This is a genomic window from Delftia sp. CH05 (genome assembly GCF_009827015.1).
GTDB classification, from domain to species: domain Bacteria; phylum Pseudomonadota; class Gammaproteobacteria; order Burkholderiales; family Burkholderiaceae_C; genus Comamonas; species Comamonas tsuruhatensis.
Window position 1 is genome coordinate 154,054 of sequence record NZ_WUMG01000001.1, and the last position, 19,368, is coordinate 173,421.

18 protein-coding genes are annotated in these 19,368 nt (G+C 69.0%); 11 read left to right on the forward strand and 7 right to left on the reverse strand.

Annotated elements, in window-relative coordinates:
- Position 1: 1 nt before the first annotated feature.
- Genes GRX31_RS00695 through GRX31_RS00705 form a run of 3 tightly spaced genes read left to right on the forward strand, consistent with a single transcriptional unit; the run spans position 2 to position 2,526 of the window.
- Complete coding sequence (locus tag GRX31_RS00695; RefSeq protein ID WP_046984855.1) at positions 2-1,069, forward strand: branched-chain amino acid ABC transporter permease; 1,068 nt, start codon at positions 2-4, stop codon at positions 1,067-1,069.
- Entirely contained in the window at positions 1,062-1,820 is a 759-nt protein-coding gene (locus GRX31_RS00700) for an ABC transporter ATP-binding protein (protein WP_160851038.1), read from the forward strand. Before GRX31_RS00695 ends, GRX31_RS00700 begins: the two co-directional genes overlap by 8 nt.
- Positions 1,813-2,526 carry an ABC transporter ATP-binding protein gene (locus GRX31_RS00705; RefSeq protein ID WP_016447319.1) on the forward strand — a complete coding sequence of 238 codons (714 nt, stop codon included), beginning with the start codon at positions 1,813-1,815 and terminating at the stop codon, positions 2,524-2,526. The genes GRX31_RS00700 and GRX31_RS00705 overlap by 8 nt, the downstream gene beginning before the upstream one ends.
- Here the strand turns inward: GRX31_RS00705 and GRX31_RS00710 are convergent, their stop codons facing one another.
- The 3 genes from GRX31_RS00710 to GRX31_RS00720 all read right to left on the reverse strand — a co-directional run bounded on the left by GRX31_RS00710 (position 2,527) and on the right by GRX31_RS00720 (position 6,168).
- Entirely contained in the window at positions 2,527-3,000 is a 474-nt protein-coding gene (locus GRX31_RS00710; protein ID WP_012202024.1) for a hotdog fold thioesterase, read from the reverse strand.
- A gap of 138 nt (positions 3,001-3,138) precedes the next feature.
- Complete coding sequence (locus GRX31_RS00715) at positions 3,139-4,653, reverse strand: acetyl-CoA hydrolase/transferase family protein (RefSeq protein ID WP_012202025.1); 1,515 nt, start codon at positions 4,651-4,653, stop codon at positions 3,139-3,141.
- Positions 4,654-4,860: 207 nt separating this feature from the next.
- Positions 4,861-6,168, reverse strand: coding sequence for a solute carrier family 23 protein (locus tag GRX31_RS00720; protein ID WP_017405691.1), 1,308 nt, complete (start codon positions 6,166-6,168; stop codon positions 4,861-4,863).
- Between the two features lie 195 nt (positions 6,169-6,363).
- Between GRX31_RS00720 and GRX31_RS00725 the strand changes: the two genes are divergently transcribed.
- From GRX31_RS00725 to minE, 7 genes are all read left to right on the forward strand, one after another.
- Positions 6,364-8,427 (forward strand): acetoacetate--CoA ligase, encoded by a 2,064-nt coding sequence (locus tag GRX31_RS00725; protein WP_160851040.1) that lies wholly within the window; start codon positions 6,364-6,366, stop codon positions 8,425-8,427.
- 88 nt (positions 8,428-8,515) lie between these two features.
- Positions 8,516-9,673, forward strand: coding sequence for an acyl-CoA dehydrogenase family protein (locus tag GRX31_RS00730; RefSeq protein ID WP_160851042.1), 1,158 nt, complete (start codon positions 8,516-8,518; stop codon positions 9,671-9,673).
- A gap of 195 nt (positions 9,674-9,868) precedes the next feature.
- Complete coding sequence (locus GRX31_RS00735) at positions 9,869-10,885, forward strand: acyl-CoA dehydrogenase (protein WP_160851045.1); 1,017 nt, start codon at positions 9,869-9,871, stop codon at positions 10,883-10,885.
- Between the two features lie 24 nt (positions 10,886-10,909).
- Positions 10,910-11,698: a crotonase/enoyl-CoA hydratase family protein gene (locus GRX31_RS00740; RefSeq protein ID WP_154833006.1), complete on the forward strand. Its 789-nt coding sequence runs from the start codon at positions 10,910-10,912 to the stop codon at positions 11,696-11,698.
- Positions 11,699-11,866: 168 nt separating this feature from the next.
- Positions 11,867-12,613, forward strand: coding sequence for a septum site-determining protein MinC (gene minC, locus GRX31_RS00745; RefSeq protein WP_017405687.1), 747 nt, complete (start codon positions 11,867-11,869; stop codon positions 12,611-12,613).
- A gap of 49 nt (positions 12,614-12,662) precedes the next feature.
- Complete coding sequence (minD, locus tag GRX31_RS00750) at positions 12,663-13,475, forward strand: septum site-determining protein MinD (RefSeq protein ID WP_017405686.1); 813 nt, start codon at positions 12,663-12,665, stop codon at positions 13,473-13,475.
- 6 nt (positions 13,476-13,481) lie between these two features.
- Positions 13,482-13,745 carry a cell division topological specificity factor MinE gene (gene minE, locus GRX31_RS00755; RefSeq protein WP_016447328.1) on the forward strand — a complete coding sequence of 88 codons (264 nt, stop codon included), beginning with the start codon at positions 13,482-13,484 and terminating at the stop codon, positions 13,743-13,745.
- A gap of 19 nt (positions 13,746-13,764) precedes the next feature.
- Here the strand turns inward: minE and GRX31_RS00760 are convergent, their stop codons facing one another.
- From GRX31_RS00760 to GRX31_RS00770, 3 genes are read right to left on the reverse strand one after another with little or no spacing between them, the layout of a single operon-like run.
- Positions 13,765-15,102, reverse strand: a complete 1,338-nt coding sequence (locus GRX31_RS00760) for a sensor histidine kinase (RefSeq protein ID WP_160851047.1) — start codon at positions 15,100-15,102, stop codon at positions 13,765-13,767.
- On the reverse strand, positions 15,092-15,772 hold the full coding sequence (locus GRX31_RS00765) for a response regulator transcription factor (RefSeq protein ID WP_016452258.1): 681 nt from the start codon (positions 15,770-15,772) through the stop codon (positions 15,092-15,094). The genes GRX31_RS00760 and GRX31_RS00765 overlap by 11 nt, the downstream gene beginning before the upstream one ends.
- A complete protein-coding gene (locus GRX31_RS00770) occupies positions 15,772-16,482 on the reverse strand; it encodes a PepSY domain-containing protein (protein WP_337193828.1) in 711 nt (236 codons plus the stop codon). Before GRX31_RS00770 ends, GRX31_RS00765 begins: the two co-directional genes overlap by 1 nt.
- A 148-nt stretch (positions 16,483-16,630) precedes the next feature.
- On the opposite strand from GRX31_RS00770, the gene GRX31_RS00775 reads away from it, so the two are divergent.
- Entirely contained in the window at positions 16,631-17,830 is a 1,200-nt protein-coding gene (locus GRX31_RS00775) for a DUF5666 domain-containing protein (RefSeq protein WP_160851051.1), read from the forward strand.
- On the opposite strand, the gene GRX31_RS00780 is transcribed toward GRX31_RS00775, so the two are convergent.
- On the reverse strand, positions 17,827-19,242 hold the full coding sequence (locus GRX31_RS00780; protein ID WP_160851053.1) for an amino acid permease: 1,416 nt from the start codon (positions 19,240-19,242) through the stop codon (positions 17,827-17,829). The genes GRX31_RS00775 and GRX31_RS00780 overlap by 4 nt on opposite strands.
- Positions 19,243-19,368 lie beyond the last annotated feature (126 nt).

Genomic DNA, 19,368 nt, shown 5'->3' on the forward strand with positions numbered 1-19,368 from the left:
AATGGCCGTATCCAATCCTTCTCCGGCGCTGCTGGCCGCCGCCGTGCAGCCTGCTCAGTTGCCGCAGCGCGCCTGCCGATGGCAGACCTGCGCCGTGCCGCTGGCCTGCGTGGCGCTGCTGGCGCTGGCCGGCCCCTGGTGGTCGGACTATCTGTCGGGCCTGGTGGTCAAGACCATGATCCTGGCCATCTTCGCGCTCAGCCTGCAGCTGCTGGTGGGCGGCACGGGCCTGGTGAGCCTGGGGCATGCGGCCTTCATGGGCCTGGGCGCCTATGCCGCCGTGCTGTCCGCAGGCAACGAGGGCGGCAGCCTGCCGGCCATGCTGGGCTGGGCGCTGCTGGCCTCGGGCGGCTATGCGCTGCTGGTGGGCCTGCTGAGCCTGCGCACGCGCGGCATCTACTTCATCATGGTGACGCTGGCCTTCGCACAGATGGCCTACTTCGTGGTCCACGACACGGGCATCGGCGGCGGCAGCGATGGCATCTACCTGATGGCCCGGCCCGCGCTGGGCGCCATCGACATGGAAATCCCGCGCGTGCAGTACTACGTGGTGCTGGCCGCCCTGGTGCTGGTCTATGCCTTCCTGGCCGGGCTGCGCCAGTCGCGCTTCGGCGCGGCGCTGGCGGGCATACGCGTCAACGAGCAGCGCATGCGTGCGGCCGGCTTCACCACCTACGGGTACAAGCTCGCGGCCTTCGTGCTGGCCGGCATGCTGGCCGGCGTGGCAGGCTTTTTGCTGGCGGTGCGCGATGCCGTGGTCAACCCCGAGCTGCTGTCCTGGCACCACTCGGGTGAGGTGCTGCTGATGGTCATCCTCGGCGGCCTGGGCTCGCTGCGCGGCGCCGTGCTGGGCACGGTGGCCTTCGTCGCGCTCAAGGAGGTGCTGTCCACGCATGCCATCGTCGGCCCCATGGCCGATCACTGGCAGCTGAGCCTGGGCCTGGCCATCATCGTGCTCGTGGCCCTGCTGCCGAAAGGACTGATGGGGCTGATCGGGCTGGCTGGCCTTGCACGGCAACGCGCTGGAGTGCACAACGAGGTCCACCACAAGGAGGCCGGACATGGCTGATGCGGCACTGCTTTCGGTGCGCGGCCTCACGCGCCGCTTCGGCGGGCTCACGGCCGTGGGCGACGTGGACCTGGACCTGCATGAGGGCGAGGTCCATGCCGTGATCGGCACCAACGGCGCGGGCAAGTCCACCCTGGTCAACATGCTCTCGGGCGAACTGGCGGCCAGCGCGGGGCGCATCGCGCTCGCGGGCCAGGACGTCACGCGCATGCCCCAGCCCCGGCGCGCGCGTGCCGGCGTGGGCCGCAGCTACCAGCGCACCACCATCTTTCCCGAGTTCTCGGCGCTGGAGAACTGCCGGCTCGCGGCCCAGGCGCAGATGGCGCTCAGGCCCTGGCAGCTGGGCCTGTCCGCACAGCGCTGCGCGGACAGCCTGCGCCAGGCCCATGCGGCCCTGGAGCGTGCGGGCCTGGCCGGGCAGGCCCAGGCCGTGGCCGGCACGCTGAGCCATGGCGCCAAGCGCCAGCTGGAAGTGGCCATGTGCCTGGCCACCGGCCCGCGCGTGCTGCTGCTGGACGAACCGCTGGCCGGCATGGGCGCCGAGGAGACCGAGCGCATGCTGGCCCTGCTGCAGGAGCTCAAGCGCGGCCATGCGGTACTGCTGGTCGAGCACGACATGGACGCCGTGTTCCGCATCGCCGACCGCATCACCGTGATGGTCAACGGCAGCGTGGTGGCCACGGGCACGCCAGCGCAGATCCGTGTCGATCCCGTGGTCCGTACTGCCTATCTCGGAGAAGACGATGACTGAGCCCATGTTCGCCATCGACGAGCTGCATACCTACTACGGCGACAGCCACATCCTGCAGGGCGTGAGCCTGGCGCTGGGCGCGGGCCAGGCCGTGGGCCTGCTGGGGCGCAACGGCATGGGCAAGACCACGCTGATCCGCACGCTCATGGGCTATGTGCCCGCGCGCCGTGGCCGCCTGCGCGCCGATGGCCGCGACTGCACGGGCGCGCCGCCCGAGCGCATGGCGCGGCTGGGCATTGGCTATGTGCCAGAGGGGCGCGGCATCTTCCCCAACCTCAGCGTGCGCGAGAACCTGGTCATGAGCGCCCGCCCCGGACTGCAGGGCGAGCGCCACTGGACGCTGGAGCGCGTGCTCGACACCTTCCCCCGGCTCGCGGAGCGCCTGGCCAACGGCGGCGACCAGCTCTCTGGCGGCGAGCAGCAGATGCTGTCCATAGGCCGCGCGCTGATGACGCACCCGCGCCTGCTCATCCTCGACGAAGCCACCGAAGGCCTGGCCCCCCTGGTCGTCGCCGAAATCTGGCGCGTGATCGCCGCCATCCGCAGCACCGGCATCTCCACCCTGATCGTGGACCGCGACTACAAAAAGGTCCTGGCCCACACCGACCGCGCCGTGGTCATGGCCAAGGGCCGGCTGGCGCTGCAGGCCGATTCGCGGGAGCTGCTGGCGCAGCCGGAGCGCCTGTCGGAGTTGCTGGGGGTTTGATCAGGGCTGGGCCGCCACCGGCGGCTGCGCCGCGAGCTTGACGTTCTGCGCATGCGTGGGCGGCAGCAGCGCCATGGTCAGGCTGCAGGTGCAGGTCAGGCGGCCGGTTTCGTCGTGCAGTTCGATGGCCCAGACATGGGTGGTCTGGCCCAGGTGCACGGGGCGGGCCGTGCCCGTGACCCAGCCCTGGCGCGCGGCGCGCACATGGTTGGCCGAGACGTTCAGGCCCACGCTGCGCCAGCCTTCGGGGATGGAGCAGGCCGCGGCCACCGAGCCCAGGGTTTCGGCCAGCACCACGTTCACGCCGCCGTGCAGGATGCCGTAGGGCTGGCAGGTGCGCTGGTCCACATGCACGCGGCCGCGCAGGAAGTCGTCACCGATCTCGGTGAACTCGATGCCCAGGTGCGAGACGGCCGTGTCGGCGCTCAGCGAGGTGATGTCTTCAAGGGTGAAGCTGCGCTTCCAGATCGGCATGGGAGAAGTCCTGTGGGTGCAACGAAAAAGACGGCCCCGTGGGCCGTCCTTGCATGCTACGCCAGTCCGGGCAGCCATGCCGATGGCCGCCTGTAGCCCAGGAGACTGCGCGCTGGCGCGCTGGCGCGCTTGCGCGGGTCAGGCGCGCATGTCGCCCGTTTCGACAAAGCGCTGGTGCCAGCTCAGCGCTTCGCCCAGGATGTGCGGCGTGTGCAGCGCGCCCTGGCGCTGGGCGCGGTCGAAGTAGTCCTGCAGCTGGGGGCGGAAGTCGGGATGGGCGCAGCGGTCGATGATGACCTGGGCGCGCTTGCGCGGCGACAGGCCGCGCAGGTCGGCCAGGCCCTGCTCGGTGACGATGATCTGCGTGTCGTGCTCGGTATGGTCCACATGCGAGCACATGGGCACGATGCAGCTGATCTTGCCGCCCTTGGCCACCGAGGGCGTGACGAAGAAGGACAGATAGCCGTTGCGCGCGAAGTCGCCCGAGCCGCCGATGCCGTTCATCATCCCCGTGCCCATGACGTGGGTGGAGTTGATGTTGCCGTAGATGTCGGCCTCGATCATGGAGTTCATGGCGATCACGCCCAGCCGGCGCACCAGCTCGGGGTGGTTGCTGATCTCCTGGGGGCGCAGGATGATGCGCTCGCGGTAGAAATCGATGTTCTCCTCGAAGTCCCTGTAGGCGCTGCCGGACAGCGAGATCGAGGTGGCCGAGGCGCGGCTCATCTTGCCTGCGCGCAGCAGGTCCAGCATGCCGTCCTGCAGCACCTCGGTGAAGCCCAGCAGGTTCTCGAACGGCCCCGTCAGCAGGCCGGCCAGCACGGCGTTGGCCACGTTGCCCACGCCTGACTGGATGGGCAGCATCTCCTTGGGCAGGCGGCCCATCTTCATCTCGTGCGCGAGGAAGTCGATGATGGACGCGGCGATCAGGTTGGAGTTGGCGTCGGGCTGGGCAAAGACGTTGTCGCGGTCGCCCTTGTGGGTTTCGACCACGGCGACCACCTTGGCCGGGTCCACGCGCAGGTAGGGCTCGCCGATGCGGTCATCGGCATGGGTCAGGGCAATGGGCACGCGGCGCGGCGGGATGGCCGTGCCGTAGTAGATGTCGTGCATGCCTTCCATCTTGGCCGGCGGCTTGGTGTTGACCTCCAGGATCACCTTGTCGGCGATCTCCAGCCAGGTCTTGTTGTTGCCCACGGCGGTGGAGGGGATGAGGCGCCCGTCCTCGGTCACGCCCAGCACCTCGACCACGGCCACGCTCATGGGGCCCAGGAAGCCGAACCACGCATGCTGGGCCACGTGGGACAGGTGCATGTCGATGAAGTCGATCTCGCCGGCATTGATCCTGGCGCGGCAGGTGGGGTCGGTGTTGAAGGGCAGGCGCTGGCCCAGTGCGCCGGCCTCGGCCAGGGCGCCGTCCATCTCGGCGGCCGTGGAGGCGCCGGTCCAGACATTGATCTTGTAGGGCCGGCCGGCCGCGTGTTCGCTCTTGGCGTGCTGGGCGATGGCCTGGGGCAGGGCCTTGGGGTAGCCCGCGCCCGTGAATCCGCTCATGCCGACGTTGACGCCGTGGGGGATCAGGGCGGCGGCCTGCTCGGCCGTCATGGTGCGCGAAAGGAATTCTGGGAAACGTACGCGGTCTGCGAGGGACATCTATGGCTCCGGCTGACGGCTCGCGCCAGCCGGCAGGGTGCCGCAGCGCTGGCTTGCAAGCCTAAAAAAAACCGCCCCATGCAAGAACGTAAGGGCGGTATATCTCCGGAAACCGATGGTAGCAGCGCTGGCAGCGGCCCTCGGGTTTCCCCGTAAAGGCCCTGCCGCGCAGTCAAAGGCTCAAAGAATGTTTGCGTGTGCTCACATTCAATGAATCAGCGGCTGATCATCGCGTGCGTGATCCAGCAGCGCGTACAGGATGATGGCGCCGAAAGTCGCGGTCCCGATGCCGCCCAGCGCGAAGTCGCCGAACTTGAGCGTGAAGTCGCCCGTGCCCAGGATCAGGGTGATGGCCGCCACGATCAGGTTCTTGTTCTGCGAGAAGTCCACGCGGTTGTCCACCCAGATCTTGGCGCCGGCCACGGCGATCAGGCCGAACACCACGATGGACACGCCGCCCATCACGGGCAGCGGGATCGCCTGGATCAGCGCGCCGAACTTGGGCGAGAAGCCCAGCAGCACGGCCAGGACGGCGGCCACGAAGAACACGGCCGTCGAGTAGATGCGCGTGGCGGCCATCACGCCGATGTTCTCGGCATAGGTGGTCACGCCGGTGCCGCCGGCCGCGCCGCTGACCATGGTGGCCACGCCGTCGCCGATGAAGGCCCGGCCCATGTACTGGTCCAGGTTCTTGCCCGTCATGGCGGTCACGGCCTTGATGTGGCCCAGGTTCTCGGCCACCAGGATGATGACCACGGGCACGATGAGCACCATGGCCGGGCCGCTGAACACGGGCGCGTGGAACTGGGGCAGGCCGAACCAGGCGGCATTGGCCACGCCCGACAGGTCCACGGGCTTGCCCATGCCCAGCACATTGGTGAACAGGCCGTACAGCACGCTGGCGGCGATCAGGCCCACCAGGATCAGCAGGCGCTGCACCATGCCGCGCGTGAACACGGCCACCAGGCCCACGCAGACGAAGGTCAGGGCCTGCATCCACGACTCGAAGTTGTTGGCCGCCATGTTCTTGACGGGTATGGCCGCCAGGTTCAGCCCGATCACGGCCACCACGGCGCCCGTGACCACGGGCGGCATGAAGCGCTCGATCCAGCGCGTGCCCACCATCTGCACCACCAGGCCGATCAGCGCATAGACCGCACCGCAGGCAATGATGCCGCCCAGCGCCACGCCGATGTTGCCGTTGGCGCCCTTGCCGCCATAGGCCGTGGCTGCGATCACCACGCCGATGAAGGCAAAGGACGAACCCAGGTAGCTGGGCACCTTGCCGCCCGTGATCAGGAAGAAGATCAGCGTGCCGATGCCGCTCATGAGCACGGCCACGTTGGGGTCGAACCCCATGAGGATGGGCGCCAGCACGGTGGAGCCGAACATGGCGATCACGTGCTGTATGCCCATCAGCCCGGTCTGGGGCCAGGGCAGGCGCTCATCGGGGCCGATCACGCCTCCCCGTTGCAGCTGGTCGGCGGATTTCTCCGTCCATTGGAAAAGGCCCATGTGGCATCGCTCCTTGTAAAAAATTGGCGCGATATTAGAGGCATTTGTTTTCTGGCAGGAGGGGGCGAGCGGAAATTTTTTCCCAGTGTTTGTGCGCAGATACGCGATCCGGCCCGCAGACTTTGTCGCCCAGGTGCCAGGCTAATGGCTTTCCCGTCTGGGCTCGCGGGCAGCGCGCGCGTACCGTGGCCGGTCATGAGCCACACCCCTGCCTTCATCCCCCAGATCCGCCTGTACCAGGACTGGCTGCGCGAGCGCCACGGCCTGCAGTTCGACAGCTACGACGCGCTGTGGCGCTGGTCGGTGACCGACCTGGACGCCTTCTGGCAAAGCATCTGGGACTACAACGCGCTGCAGTCGCCCACGCCGCACACGGCCGTGCTGGAGCGCAACACCATGCCCGGCGCCCAGTGGTTTCCGGGTGCCCAGATCAACTACACGCGCCAGGCGCTGCGCCATGTGGATGCCGCCCATGCGGCCGGCATGCCCGCCGTGGTCAGCCGCAACGAGACGGGCCGCCACCGCGAACTGTCCTGGCCCGAGCTGCGCCGCCAGGTCGCCGCCCTGGCCCTGCACCTGAAGGCCCAGGGCGTGGGCCGCGGCGACCGCGTGGCTGCCTACCTGCCCAACATCCCCGAGGCCATGGTCGCCCTGCTGGCCACGGCCAGCCTGGGCGCCGTCTGGAGCATCTGCGCGCCCGACATGGGCACCAACGCGGTGCTGGACCGCTTCCGCCAGATCGCGCCCAAGGCGCTGATCGCCGTCGATGGCGTGCACTACGCCGGGCGCGATATCGACCGCATGGCCGTGCTGGCCGAACTGCGCGCAGGCCTGCCCAGCGTGGAGCATGTGGTGCTGGTGCCCAACCTGGATCTGCAGGCCAGGCTGGCCGATGCCGCCGACTACGGCCAGGTCACGGCCCGCGACGACGCGGCCACGGCGGCCTTCGAGCCCGAATGGCTGCCCTTCGACCACCCGCTGTGGATCGTCTACTCCAGCGGCACCACCGGCCTGCCCAAGCCCATCGTCCACGGCCATGGCGGCATGGTGCTGGTGGCCCTGCAGCTCAAGGCCCTGCACAACGACGTGGGCTGCAGCTACCACCCCAACAGCTGGGGCGAGCGCTACCACTGGTACAGCTCCACGGGCTGGGTGATGTGGAACGCCCAGGTCTCGGGCCTGCTGGGCGGCACCACCTGCGTGATCTTCGACGGCAGCCCCGGCGGCAGCAAGGACAGGCCCGACTGGGGCGTGCTGTGGCGCTTCGCGGCCGAGACCGGCGTGACCAGCTTCGGCTCGGGCGCGGCCTTCTACGCCAACTGCATGAAGGCTGGCGTGGACCTGGCCCAGTGCGGCGACCTGTCGCGCATCCGCAGCCTGGGCACCACGGGCTCGCCGCTGTCGCCCGAGGTGCAAAGCTGGGGCACGGCGCAGTTCGCAGGCATGGGGCGGCCTGACATCTGGTGGAACAACATCTCGGGTGGCACCGACTTCGCGGGCGCCTTCATCGGCGGCCACCGCGAACTGCCCCAGCAGCCGGGCATCATGCAGTGCCGCCAGCTGGGCGCGGCCGTGGAGGCGTGGAACGAGCAGGGCCAGCCCGTCATCGACGAGGTGGGCGAGCTGGTCTGCACCCAGCCCATCCCCTCCATGCCGCTGTACCTGTGGGGCGATGCGGACGGCAAGCGCTACCTGTCCAGCTACTTCGACATGTACCCGGCCGGCCACGGCCGCGCGCCCGGCGGCGGTGACGGCCCCGCCGCCATGGGCCCGGTCTGGCGCCACGGCGACTGGATACGCATCCTCCCGGAGGGCGGCTGCATCATCTACGGCCGCAGCGACGCCACCATCAACCGCCACGGCCTGCGCATGGGCACCAGCGAGATCTACAGCGCCGTCGAGGCCCTGCCCGAAGTGCTGGACTCCATGGTCGTGGACCTCGAATACCTGGGCCGCGAAAGCTACATGCCGCTGTTCGTGGTGCTGCGCCCGGGCGTGGATCTGGACGACGCCCTGCGCGCGCGCCTGCAGGGCGCCATCCGCCAGGCCCTGTCGCCGCGCTTCGTGCCCGACGACATCGTGCAGGTGGCTGAGATCCCGCGCACGCTCAGCGGCAAGAAGCAGGAGCTGCCCATCAAGAAGCTGATGCTGGGCCAGCCGCTGGACAAGGTGGTCAACAAGGAGGCCATGGCCAACCCGGGCTGCCTGGACTGGTACGTGGGCTTTGCGGCGCAGCATGCCAAGGCACAGGCTGCCTGATATTCAAACGGTATCAGTGGCTCGGTTTTTAATATTGGACTGCGACAGACCGGCTGCCTAGAGTGGGGTCCAACCATGGAGCCCTGCAATGAGCGTGCTTGATTCCCTTGCCCTGACCCGCATCCCCGCCGAGGACGAAGCCCTGCGCGCCGAGGTGCGCGCCTTCCTCGCCCAGGCCATAAGCGGCCTGCCGCCCCATGTGCGTGCGCGCTCCTGGGGCGGCTACAGCGCCGAACTGAGCCGGCAACTGGGCGAAAAGGGCTGGATAGGCGTCACCCTGCCGCGCGAGTACGGCGGCGGCGGGCGCAGCGCCTTCACGCGATACGTGCTGGTGGAGGAATACCTGGCCTGCGGCGCGCCCGTGGGCTCGCACTGGATTGCCGACCGCCAGAGCGGTCCACTGATCCTCAAGTACGGCACCGAGGCGCAAAAGCGGTTCTACCTGCCGCGCATCTGCCGGGGCGAGGCCTTCTTTTGCATCGGCATGAGCGAGCCCGGCGCGGGCTCGGACCTGGCCAGCGTGAAGACGCGCGCCGCGCCGAACGGCAAGGGCTTCGTGCTCAACGGCCAGAAGATCTGGACCACCAACGCCCACCACTGCCACTACATGATCGCCCTGGTGCGCACCTCGGGCGAGGCGGGTGACCGGCACAAGGGGCTGTCCCAGGTCATCGTGGACCTGTCGCTGCCGGGCGTGACCGTGCGGCCCATCACCGACCTCTCGGGCGACAGCCATTTCTGCGAAGTCTTCTTCGACAACGTGCAGCTGCCGCCCGACGCCCTGATCGGCCAGGAAGGCCAGGGCTGGGAGCAGGTCACGGCCGAGCTGGCCTTCGAGCGCAGCGGGCCCGAGCGGCTGTTCTCCAGCATCGTGCTGTTCGACGAATGGCTGGCCTGGCTGCGTGCAACGGGCGAGCGCAGCGAAGGCGCGCTGCGCCTGGCCGGCCGCGTGTTCATCGAGCTGGCCCCGCTGCGCGCCATGTCGGTGGCCGTGCAGGACAAGCTGGTGCGCGGCGAAAGCCCCATCGTCGAGGCGGCCCTGGTCAAGGAGCTGGGCACGACGCTGGAGCAGTCCATTCCCGCCGCCATTGCCGACGACCTGTTCGCACGCGAGGCGTCCGAGGTTCCGCTGGAGCTGCTGCGCACCCTCAACTACGTGACGGAGGTGGCACCTTCGTACTCGCTGCGCGGCGGCACGCGCGACATCCTGCGCGGAATGATCGCGCGAGGTTTGGGGCTTCGTTGACACGAAGCGCCCCCTGAGCCGCTGCGCGTCTTCCCGTTGCACGGCGCCCCCTCTCGCTTCGCGGGGGGCGACACCCTCGGTGCGGGGCGGCGCGGCCGGCGTAGGCCCTTCCTCGGTGTCCCTGGTGTTAAAGGTGCGCCAGTTTCAAACGGAACGCCCAAGGCCTGGCGTCATGTGTCATGAATGGAGAGAGACATGGAAGACGATTTGTTTGCCGATGCCGCACGCCAGTTGCTGCAGGGCGAGTGCACGCCCGCGCGGGTGCGCGCCATCGAGGCCGGGGGCTCGCCCCGGGCGCTGTGGCAATCGCTGGAGCAGGCCGGCTTTGCCGATGCCCTGGTGCCTGAGCACGCGGGCGGCGCGGGGCTGGCGCTGGCGCAGCTGTTCGATGTGTGGTCGCAGGCCGGCGCCCATGCGCTGCCCGTGCCGCTGGGCGAGACCATGCTGGCGCGCGCGCTGTTGGCGGGCGCGGGGGCGGAGCGTCCACCAGGCGCCATCGCGTTGGCGCAAGGCCTGCTCCAGCCGGATGGCAGCCTGCACTGCGCACCCGTGCGCCTGGGCGCGGTGGCGGACAGCGTGCTGGTGCAGCATGCGCAGGGCTGGAGCCTGCTGCCCGTGGCGCAGGCGCAGTCCGAGCCGGCGGCCTTCTGCCTGGACGTGAACCTGCGCTGGAGCGCCGATCAGGTCCGCGCAGCACCTGCTCCCGATATCGCCCTGCCGGATGGGCTGGACCTGCGCACGCTGCAGGCCGGCCTGGTGGCGGCGCAGCTGGCGGGCGCGCTCATGGAGGTGTTCCAGCGCACGCTGCAGTATGCGAATGACCGCCAGCAGTTCGGCCGCCCCATCGGCAAGTTCCAGGCCATTCAGCACCAGCTGGCGGTGATGAGCGAGCATGTCTTCGCCGCGCGCATGGCGGCCCGGCTGGGCTGCGCGGGGCAGGGCATCTTCCCCGATCGGCTGCGCGTGGCCGTGGCCAAGGCGCGCTGCAGCCAGGCCGCGCTGGCCGTGGCCGAGGCGGCCCACGCCATCCACGGCGCCATGGGCTTCACCGAGGAATACGACCTGCAACTGCTCACGCGCCGCCTGCATGCCTGGCGCCAGACGGCCGGCTCCGAGTCGTACTGGCACGGTGTGGCAGGCACCGCGCTGGTCCATGGCCACGCGGGCAGCACGCTGGACCTGATCCGTTCGACCACCGACATCACCGCATAAACCCTTGCTCAAGGAGTCTTCTCCATGTCCTTTCTGAACATCGCCCGCGACGGCGCCATCTGGACCCTCACCATGAACCAGCCCGAGACGCGCAATGCGCTCACGGGCAACACGGCCGTGGAGGAATTCGTGCAGGTCTGCGACGAGATCCGGCGCGACGCCTCGGTCAAGGCCGTCATCCTCACGGGCGCCGGCCCCATCTTCAGCTCGGGCGGCAACGTCAAGGACATGCAGCGCTTCTTCGACGACGCGCTCACGCCCGACGCCATCCGCGAGGAGTACCGCCAGGGCATACAGCGCATTCCGCGTGCCCTGACCCAGCTGGACGTGCCCGTGATCTGCGCCATCAACGGCCCGGCCATCGGCGCGGGGCTGGACCTGACCTGCATGTGCGACATCCGCATCGCCAGCGAGACGGCCACCTTTGCCGAGAGCTTCGTGCGCGTGGGCATCGTCCCCGGGGACGGCGGCGCCTGGCTGCTGCCGCGCGCCGTGGGCCGCGCCAAGGCGGCCGAGATGGCGTTCACGGGCGAGGCCATCGACGCGCAGGAGGCCCTGGCCTGCGGCCTGGTCAGCCGCGTCGTGCCGGCGGACCAGCTGCTGCCCACGGCACGCGCACTGGCCGACAAGATCGCCGCCAACCCCGGCGCCGTGATGCGCATGACCAAGCGCCTGCTGCGCGAGGGCGAGCACAGCACGCTGGAATCGCTGCTGGAGCTGTCCGCCGGCTACCAGGCCCTGGCCCACAAGACCGCCGACCACCGCGAGGCCGTGATGGCCTTCGTGGAGAAGCGTAAGCCCCGGTTTCAGTGACCGGGCCCGCCCGGCCCCCGCCACGGGGGCATGGGCCGTGTGTGACACAACACAAATGGACACTCCCCGGTGCCGGCCTCCCGGCGGGAGTGGGCGCCCATGTACTGCACACACAGTACACTTTGCGCGTCGAGAGGCAACTCTCCCATCCACCGCACTCCCAGTCCCATGGCCGTTGAAACGACGAGTACTGCCCGCCCCAGCTTCGACCTCAAGAGCGCGCAGCTGCCCGTGGTGGCCGTGACCCTGCGGGATACCGACGTACGTGCGCTCGTGGCCGACCTGGCCCAGCGCCTGGCCGACGACCCGGATTTCTTCGACAACGACCCCGTGCTGATCGACCTGGCCCATGTGCGCGAGGCCGAGGAGGCCATCGACTTCGCCGTGCTCGTGGAGGCGCTGCGCTTTCACCGCACCGTGCCCGTGGCCGTGCGCGGCGGCAGCCCCGCCCAGATGGAGGCGGCGCGCGCCGCAGGCCTGGCGCCCGCGCCCGAGGCCGCACCCGTGCGGCCCACGGTGCCCGAGATCGAGATCCAGGAAGTCGTGCGCGAGGTCGAGGTGGTGCGCGAGGTGCCTGCTCCCCAGGCCGACGCCCTCATCGTGGACAAGCCGCTGCGCTCGGGCCAGCGCGTCTATGCGCGCGGCACCGACATCGTGGTGCTGGCCATGGTCAGCTATGGCGCCGAAGTCATCGCCGACGGCAACGTCCATGTCTACGCGCCGCTGCGCGGCAGGGCCATCGCCGGGGCACGCGGCAACACCGAGGCGCGCATCTTCAGCACCTGCATGGAAGCACAGCTGCTGTCGATTGCCGGCATCTATCGCACAATCGAGACCGATCTCCCGGCGGACGTAGCTGCCAGGCCCGCCAAGGTGCGTCTCGACGGCGAGAAAATCCTCATCGAGCCGGTATGACACCGGACCCTTCTTCTTTGCTCTCCAGTCTTTAAGGAACCGTGCAAACATGGCCAAAATAGTCGTCGTGACCTCCGGCAAGGGTGGCGTGGGCAAGACCACCACCAGCGCCAGCTTCGCATCGGGCCTCGCATTGCGCGGGCACAAGACCGCCGTCATCGATTTCGACGTGGGCCTGCGCAACCTGGACCTGATCATGGGCTGCGAGCGCCGCGTGGTCTACGACCTGATCAACGTCATCCAGGGCGAGGCCAACCTCAACCAGGCCCTGATCAAGGACAAGCAGTGCGACAACCTCTTCGTGCTGGCCGCCTCCCAGACGCGTGACAAGGATGCGCTCACGCAGGACGGCGTCAAGAAGATCCTGGACGACCTGGCGGGCATGGACTTCGAGTACATCGTCTGCGACTCGCCGGCCGGCATCGAAAGCGGCGCGCTGATCGCCATGCACTTCGCCGACGAGGCCCTGGTCGTGACCAACCCCGAAGTCTCCTCCGTGCGCGACTCCGACCGCATCCTGGGCATGCTCAGCTCCAAGACCGCGCGCGCCATCGCGGGCGAGACCGTCAAGGAACACCTGCTGATCACGCGCTACAACCCCAACCGCGTGCAGGACGGCCAGATGCTGTCGCTGGAGGACATCCAGGACATCCTGCGCATCGAGCTGATCGGCGTCGTGCCCGAGTCCGAAACCGTGCTGCAGGCCTCCAACCAGGGCATTCCCGCCGTGCACATGCAGGGCTCGGACGTGGCCGAGGCCTACCAGGACGTGGTCGCGCGCTTCCTGGGCGAGGAAAAGCCCATGCGCTTCACCGAAGCGCAAAAGCCCGGCTTCTTCAAACGCATGTTCGGGGGGAGGTAAGCGGCCATGTCCATGCTCTCTTTCCTGCTCGGAGAAAAGAAGAAGACGGCCTCGGTGGCCAAGGAGCGCCTGCAGATCATCCTCGCGCGTGAGCGCGTGGGCGGCAACGGCGGCGGTCCCGACTACCTGCCTGCGCTGCAAAAGGAGCTGATGGCGGTGATCTCCAAGTACGTGGACATCGACGTCAACGACATCAAGGTGCACCTGGAGCGCCAGGAAAACCTGGAAGTGCTCGAAGTCAAGATCGAACTGCCCGACGCCGCGCGCTGAGCGCCGCCCGGCGCCGTGCTCAGCCCAGGCGCAGCGTGCAGCGCAACCCGCCCAGCGGGCTCGGCCCCATCTCCAGCGATCCTCCATAGGTCTCGGCGATGTCGCGCACGATGGCCAGGCCCAGGCCGTGGCCCTGGGCCTGTTCGTCGAAGCGGACACCGCGCTCCATGGCCTGCGCGAGATGCTCCGGTGCCAGGCCTGGGCCGTCGTCATCGATCTGCAGCAGCGTCGTCGTGCCATCCTGGCACACGGCCAGCGTGACGCGGCTGCGCGCCCACTTGCCGGCGTTGTCCAGCAGGTTTCCCGCCATCTCCTCCAGGTCCGAGGCCGCGCCGCGCCAGCGCAGCCCATGGCCGGGCAGCGGCGTGGAGGTCTGGATGGACCAGAACAGGCGCCGCTGGGCGTGGATCTGGCGCATGGCATCCAGCAGCCGGGCCAGCACCTCATCCAGCGCCACGCTGCCGGCGCTGCCGGCGCCGCTGGCGAAGCGCGCCAGATGGCGGTCGATGGTGTGGGACATGGCCTGTACCTGGTCACGCAGCCACGGGCCATCGACCTGATGGCCGCGTGCCTGGATGCCGAGCACGGCCAGCGGCTTCTTGAGCGCATGGCTCAGGTCGGCCGCCTGGTGGCGCGCGCGCTCCACGACCTGGGCATTGCGCTGCAGCACCTGGTCCACGGCCTCGGCAATCGGGTCCAGGTCGGGGCCGAAGTGCCGCCCCAGCTGCGTGCGTGTGCCGTCTTCCATGTCCTGCAGCGCCTGCTGCAGGCTGCGCAGCGGCTGCAATCCCAGGCGCACCAGCGCCACCGTGCACAGCAGCAGCGCGGCGACCAGGCCCAGCTCGGTGACCAGCAGGATGCGGTCGATGCGGCGCCATTCCTGGCGCGTACCGTCCAGCGGGCCGAAGACGTGCAGCTGCACACGCCGGCCCGCGACATCGAAGCTGCGGCGCAGTCCCAGCAGTTCGCGCCCCTGCGGCCCGCGCAGCGACAGCAGCGTCTCGCTGCCCTTGTGCCGGGGCCAGGGACGGGCGTCGTCCAGCTCCAGGCTGTCGTCCCAGACCGAGCGCGACTGCTGCAGCCGCCCGTCCTGCTCCAGTGTCCAGTACCAGCCCGAGAAAATGCGGCCGAACTCGCCGCGATTGAGCCGCGTGCCCTGTCCGGTCAGGGGCCCCGGGGACTGCAGCTCGGCCTGCAGCCGCTCGGCACGGTCCTGCAGGCCGGCCTTGAAGCCGCGCAGCACTGCATCGTGCAACTGCTCGCGCAGCAGCCAGCTGGCGGCCGTGCCGCAGGCCAGCGTGGCCACCAGGCTCAGTGCCAGCAGGCGCTCCGACAGGCCCCAGTGCCTAGGACGCATGGTCGCCGCTGGCCTGCTGCAGGCGAAAGCCCCGTCCGCGCTCGGTATGGATCAGGCCATGCGGGGACAGCTTGCGGCGGATGCGGCCGACCAGCACGTCCACGGTGTTGGAGTCCGGGTCCAGGTCGCGTGCGTAGACATGCTCGCTGATGTCGGCGCGGCTGACGAGCTGTCCATGCCGGTTGGTCAGAAAGCTCAGGATGCGTTGCTCCTGCGCGGTCAGCGCAAGCGGCCGTCCTTCGAGCGTGAAGCGGTCTGCCATGGTGTCGTAGGCCAGCGGGCCTATCTGCACCAGGGGCCGGCTGCTGCCTGCTGCGCGCCGGTGCAGCACGCGCAGCCGCGTGACGACCTCCTCGTGCAGAAAGGGCTTGGTCAGGTAGTCGTCCGCGCCGGCCTGGAAGGCCGTGAGCTTGTCGCTCCAGCGGTTGCGGGCCGTGAGCACCAGCACGGGAAAGGAGCGGCCCTGCTCGCGCCAATGGCGCAGCACCGAGACGCCGTCCTGTCCTGGCAGCCCCAGGTCCAGCAAGGCGGCGTCATAGTGTTCGACGCTGCCCAGTTCCTGGGCGAGGCGGCCGTCCGCGCAGCACTCGGCCAGCATGCCGGCCTCCTGCAGGATGGCCTGCAGGCCTGCAGCAAGATCGGCGTCGTCTTCGACGATGAGCACCCGCATCAGCGCAGTCCGTCCTCTTCGATGGGCTGGCCGCTGTACGCATCCACATGCACTTCGATGCTGCGGCCGGCGCTCAGCTGCAACTCGACCTCGTAGTAGGCGCGCTGCCGGACGTCGATCTTGAGCTCGGCCTCTGTGGCACGGGCCTGGTACTTGCGCTCCAGCTCCTCAAGAATGCGCGGCAGCGGTTGCAGCGTGGCGGCCTGCTCCCGGCTCAGGACAGGCTCCACCAGGATGCGGCCCGTCTGGGCGTCGGCGCGCAGCAGCTGCTCACGGCCTTCGCGCGTGAGCAGCTGGATCTCGTAGTAGGGCCTGGGGCTGCGCGTTTCCTCCAGCTCGATCTGCAGCACGGTGCCGGGATGCAAGCGGGTGACGGCTGCCGCCACGACGGACATGGGTATCAGCACGGCGGTGGTCGCGCCCGGCCGGGGGATGTCCTGTCCCGTGACTGCATCGATATAGATTTCCGTGCGCTGGCCATTGGCGAGCTTGATTTCGTACCAGCGCCGGCCGTCGGCACCGCGCTCGAGTTCGATGTCGATGACGCGCCCTTTGTGGCGCTGCTGCACGTCCTGGAGGATTTCCGCCAAGGGCCGCAGGCGCTTGGACTGCACCTCGCGGCGCACGCTTTCATGCTCCGCTGGCGTGGTGGCAGAGGCGGGCGCCAGCGGCAAGGCCAGCAAGGCAGCAAGTGCGAGGCGGAGTTTCACGGCCACGCATCTTATGTGCACGTTCTTAAACAGTGCATGAACGCGCCATTCATGCGCGGTTTAGGCGCCTTTGCCGACACTGCAGGCGGTTGCACCGATGGCCCCGCCGCGGTGCCTTTTCATCTGTTTCTTTCTGGCATCGAACACCATGCATTTTCTTCGCTTTTCCCGCTCCGCCCCGCCATTGCACCGGGTCCTGGGCGCTGGCGCGCTCTCGCTGTCCGTGCTGCTGGCCGCCTGCGGTGGTGGCGGCGGCGGGGCTGACAAGCCCGCCCCCACGCCGGTCACTCCCAGCGCCAGCTATGCGTCGGGCACCATTGACGGCTTCGGCTCCATCCTGGTCAATGGGGTGCGGTATGACGAGCGCCAGGCCCGGATCACCGATGGCGATGGCGTCCTGCTGGCCAGCGATGCGCTCAAGCTGGGCATGGCGGTCCATGTCACGGCCGACCCCGTGACCACCGGCAGCGATGGTGTGGCGCGCGCCATGGCCCGCCAGATTCTTGTGCGCAGCGATCTGGAAGGTCCGTTGAGCGCGGTCGTGGGCGACCGGCTGACCGTACTGGGCCAGACCGTGATCGTCGATGCGGCCACGGTGTTCGAGGACGGCCGCGCGGCGGCGCTGCAGGTCGGCCGTGTGCTGGAAGTCCACGGCCTGCGCGATGCGCAGGGCCGCATTCTTGCCAGCCGCATCGAGATCGAGGATGACGCCGACGAGCCCTGGCGCCTGCGCGCGCCTGTGGATGCCGTTGACGCGTCGCGCCGCACCCTGCGCATCGGCGAGGCCGTCGTCAACTGGAGCGGCGTGCAGGTTGCCGCCGCGCTGGCTGCCGGCGACGTGGTCAGCCTGCGCCTGGCGCACCAGCCCGATGCCGCCGGCCTGTGGGTGGCCACCGCACTGTCGGTGCAGCGTCCCACGCTGCCCGAACAGGCGGGCGTGGAGGCCGACGTCACCGGCCATATCACCCGCATGGACTCGCCGACCCGCTTCGTCGTGGACGGCCTGAGCGTGGACGCGGGCAGCGCCGCACGCCTGCCCGCAGGCCTTGCCGTGGGCGACCTGGTCGAGGTCGAGGGTATGTTCCAGGACGGGGTGCTTCGCGCCTCCGAGGTCGAGCGCAAGCTGCGGCTGGACAGTGACGATGGCTTCGAGATCGAGGGCCGCATCACCGCTGTCGACAGCCTGGCCGGCATCTTCGAGCTGCGCGGCGTGCGCGTGGACTATCGCAATGCGCGCTTCGAGGATGGCAGCGCTGCCCAAATTGCCGTGGGGCGCGTGGTCGAGGTCAAGGGCCGGCTCTCGGACGATGGCGCGATGGTGGTGGCCACCGAGGTCGAGTTCGACTAAGGGTTCGCGTTCGCCGCAGGCCGCATGGCCTCGCTCTGCGCACGCGCGGCGGCGGGGCGCACCCACAGCAGGTAGGCGGCGCCCAGCAGCACGATCCACAGGCCGCCCACGACCAGCGCGGCACGGGTGTGGGGGAAGTAGCCGAGCACGCCCAGCACCAGCAGCATGAAGGCGATGGCGGCCAGCGGCGCGGCGGGCCACAGCGGGACCGGGAACTTCAGCGCGGCCACCTGCTGCGGGCTCATGCGGCGGCGCGCCGCGAACTGCGACAGCAGGATCATCAGCCAGACCCAGACCGTGGCGAAGGTGGCGATGGAGGCGATCAGCAGGAACACGTCCTCGGGGATCAGGTAGTTCAGCACCACGCCGGCCAGCAGCGCCACGGCCATCACCACCACGGTCATCCAGGGCACGCCATGGCGCGAGACACGGCCGAAGCCGGCGGGGGCCTGGCCCTGGTGCGCCATGCCGTACAGCATGCGGCCGGCGCCGAAGATGTCGCTGTTGATGGCCGACACGGCCGCCGAGATCACCACGACGTTGAGGATGGTGGCGGCCGAGGAAATGCCCAGGCCGCTGAAGATCTGCACGAAGGGGCTGCCTTGGCTGCCGATCTGCGGCCAGGGGAAGATGCTCATCAGCACGAACAGCGTGAGCACGTAGAACAGCAGGATGCGCAGCGGCACGGCGTTGATGGCGCGCGGGATCACGCGCGCCGGGTCCTTGGCCTCGCCGGCCGAGATGCCGATGATCTCGATGCCTCCGAAGGCGAACACCACCACCGCCAGCGAGGCGATCAGGCCCGAGACGCCATGGGGCATGAAGCCGCCGTGCACCCACAGGTTCTGCACGCCGGTCGGCGCCTGGTCGGCCGCCATGCCGAAGCCGAACACCATGATGCCCAGGCCGCCGCCGATCATGGCGATGATGGCCGCCACCTTGAGCAGGGACAGCCAGAACTCCATCTCGCCGAACACCTTGACCGAGCACAGGTTGAGCGCGCCGATGAAGCAGACGATGGACAGCACCCAGATCCAGCGCGGCACCTCGGGAAACCAGAACCCCATGTAGATGCCGAAGGCCGTCACGTCGGCCAGGCAGACGATGACCATCTCGAAGGTATAGGTCCAGCCCGTGACGAAGCCGGCGAACGGCCCCAGGTAGTCGCTGGCGTACTGGCCGAAGGAGCCGGGCACGGGGTTGTGCACGGCCATCTCGCCCAGCGCGCGCATCACCATGTAGACCGCCGCGCCCGCCAGCAGGTAGGCGATCAGCACCGAGGGCCCCGCCTGCTGTATGGCCTTGGCCGAGCCGTAGAACAGCCCCGTGCCTATGGCCGAGCCCAGTGCCATGAAGCGGATATGGCGGGCCGACAGCCCTCGGTGCAGGCTGCCTGCAGATGGTGAACTCATGCGCTGTCTCCCCCCGTCATTGGTGAAATGGCTGCCGCATCCACAGGCTTCATCAGCCTGCGGATGGGTCTGCGATCAGATGTATAAGCCTGTATATACAATATGCGCAGACACCGATTTCCCGGA

Bases quoted from the DNA above. Each gene is read 5' to 3' on its own strand.
- GRX31_RS00695 (WP_046984855.1), top strand. From the start codon at position 2: ATGGCCGTATCCAATCCTTCTCCGGCGCTGCTGGCCGCCGCCGTGCAG.
- GRX31_RS00700 (WP_160851038.1), top strand. From the start codon at position 1,062: ATGGCTGATGCGGCACTGCTTTCGGTGCGCGGCCTCACGCGCCGCTTC.
- GRX31_RS00705 (WP_016447319.1), top strand. From the start codon at position 1,813: ATGACTGAGCCCATGTTCGCCATCGACGAGCTGCATACCTACTACGGC.
- GRX31_RS00710 (WP_012202024.1), bottom strand. From the start codon at position 3,000: ATGCCGATCTGGAAGCGCAGCTTCACCCTTGAAGACATCACCTCGCTG.
- GRX31_RS00715 (WP_012202025.1), bottom strand. From the start codon at position 4,653: ATGTCCCTCGCAGACCGCGTACGTTTCCCAGAATTCCTTTCGCGCACC.
- GRX31_RS00720 (WP_017405691.1), bottom strand. From the start codon at position 6,168: ATGGGCCTTTTCCAATGGACGGAGAAATCCGCCGACCAGCTGCAACGG.
- GRX31_RS00725 (WP_160851040.1), top strand. From the start codon at position 6,364: ATGAGCCACACCCCTGCCTTCATCCCCCAGATCCGCCTGTACCAGGAC.
- GRX31_RS00730 (WP_160851042.1), top strand. From the start codon at position 8,516: ATGAGCGTGCTTGATTCCCTTGCCCTGACCCGCATCCCCGCCGAGGAC.
- GRX31_RS00735 (WP_160851045.1), top strand. From the start codon at position 9,869: ATGGAAGACGATTTGTTTGCCGATGCCGCACGCCAGTTGCTGCAGGGC.
- GRX31_RS00740 (WP_154833006.1), top strand. From the start codon at position 10,910: ATGTCCTTTCTGAACATCGCCCGCGACGGCGCCATCTGGACCCTCACC.
- minC (WP_017405687.1), top strand. From the start codon at position 11,867: ATGGCCGTTGAAACGACGAGTACTGCCCGCCCCAGCTTCGACCTCAAG.
- minD (WP_017405686.1), top strand. From the start codon at position 12,663: ATGGCCAAAATAGTCGTCGTGACCTCCGGCAAGGGTGGCGTGGGCAAG.
- minE (WP_016447328.1), top strand. From the start codon at position 13,482: ATGTCCATGCTCTCTTTCCTGCTCGGAGAAAAGAAGAAGACGGCCTCG.
- GRX31_RS00760 (WP_160851047.1), bottom strand. From the start codon at position 15,102: ATGCGTCCTAGGCACTGGGGCCTGTCGGAGCGCCTGCTGGCACTGAGC.
- GRX31_RS00765 (WP_016452258.1), bottom strand. From the start codon at position 15,772: ATGCGGGTGCTCATCGTCGAAGACGACGCCGATCTTGCTGCAGGCCTG.
- GRX31_RS00775 (WP_160851051.1), top strand. From the start codon at position 16,631: ATGCATTTTCTTCGCTTTTCCCGCTCCGCCCCGCCATTGCACCGGGTC.
- GRX31_RS00780 (WP_160851053.1), bottom strand. From the start codon at position 19,242: ATGAGTTCACCATCTGCAGGCAGCCTGCACCGAGGGCTGTCGGCCCGC.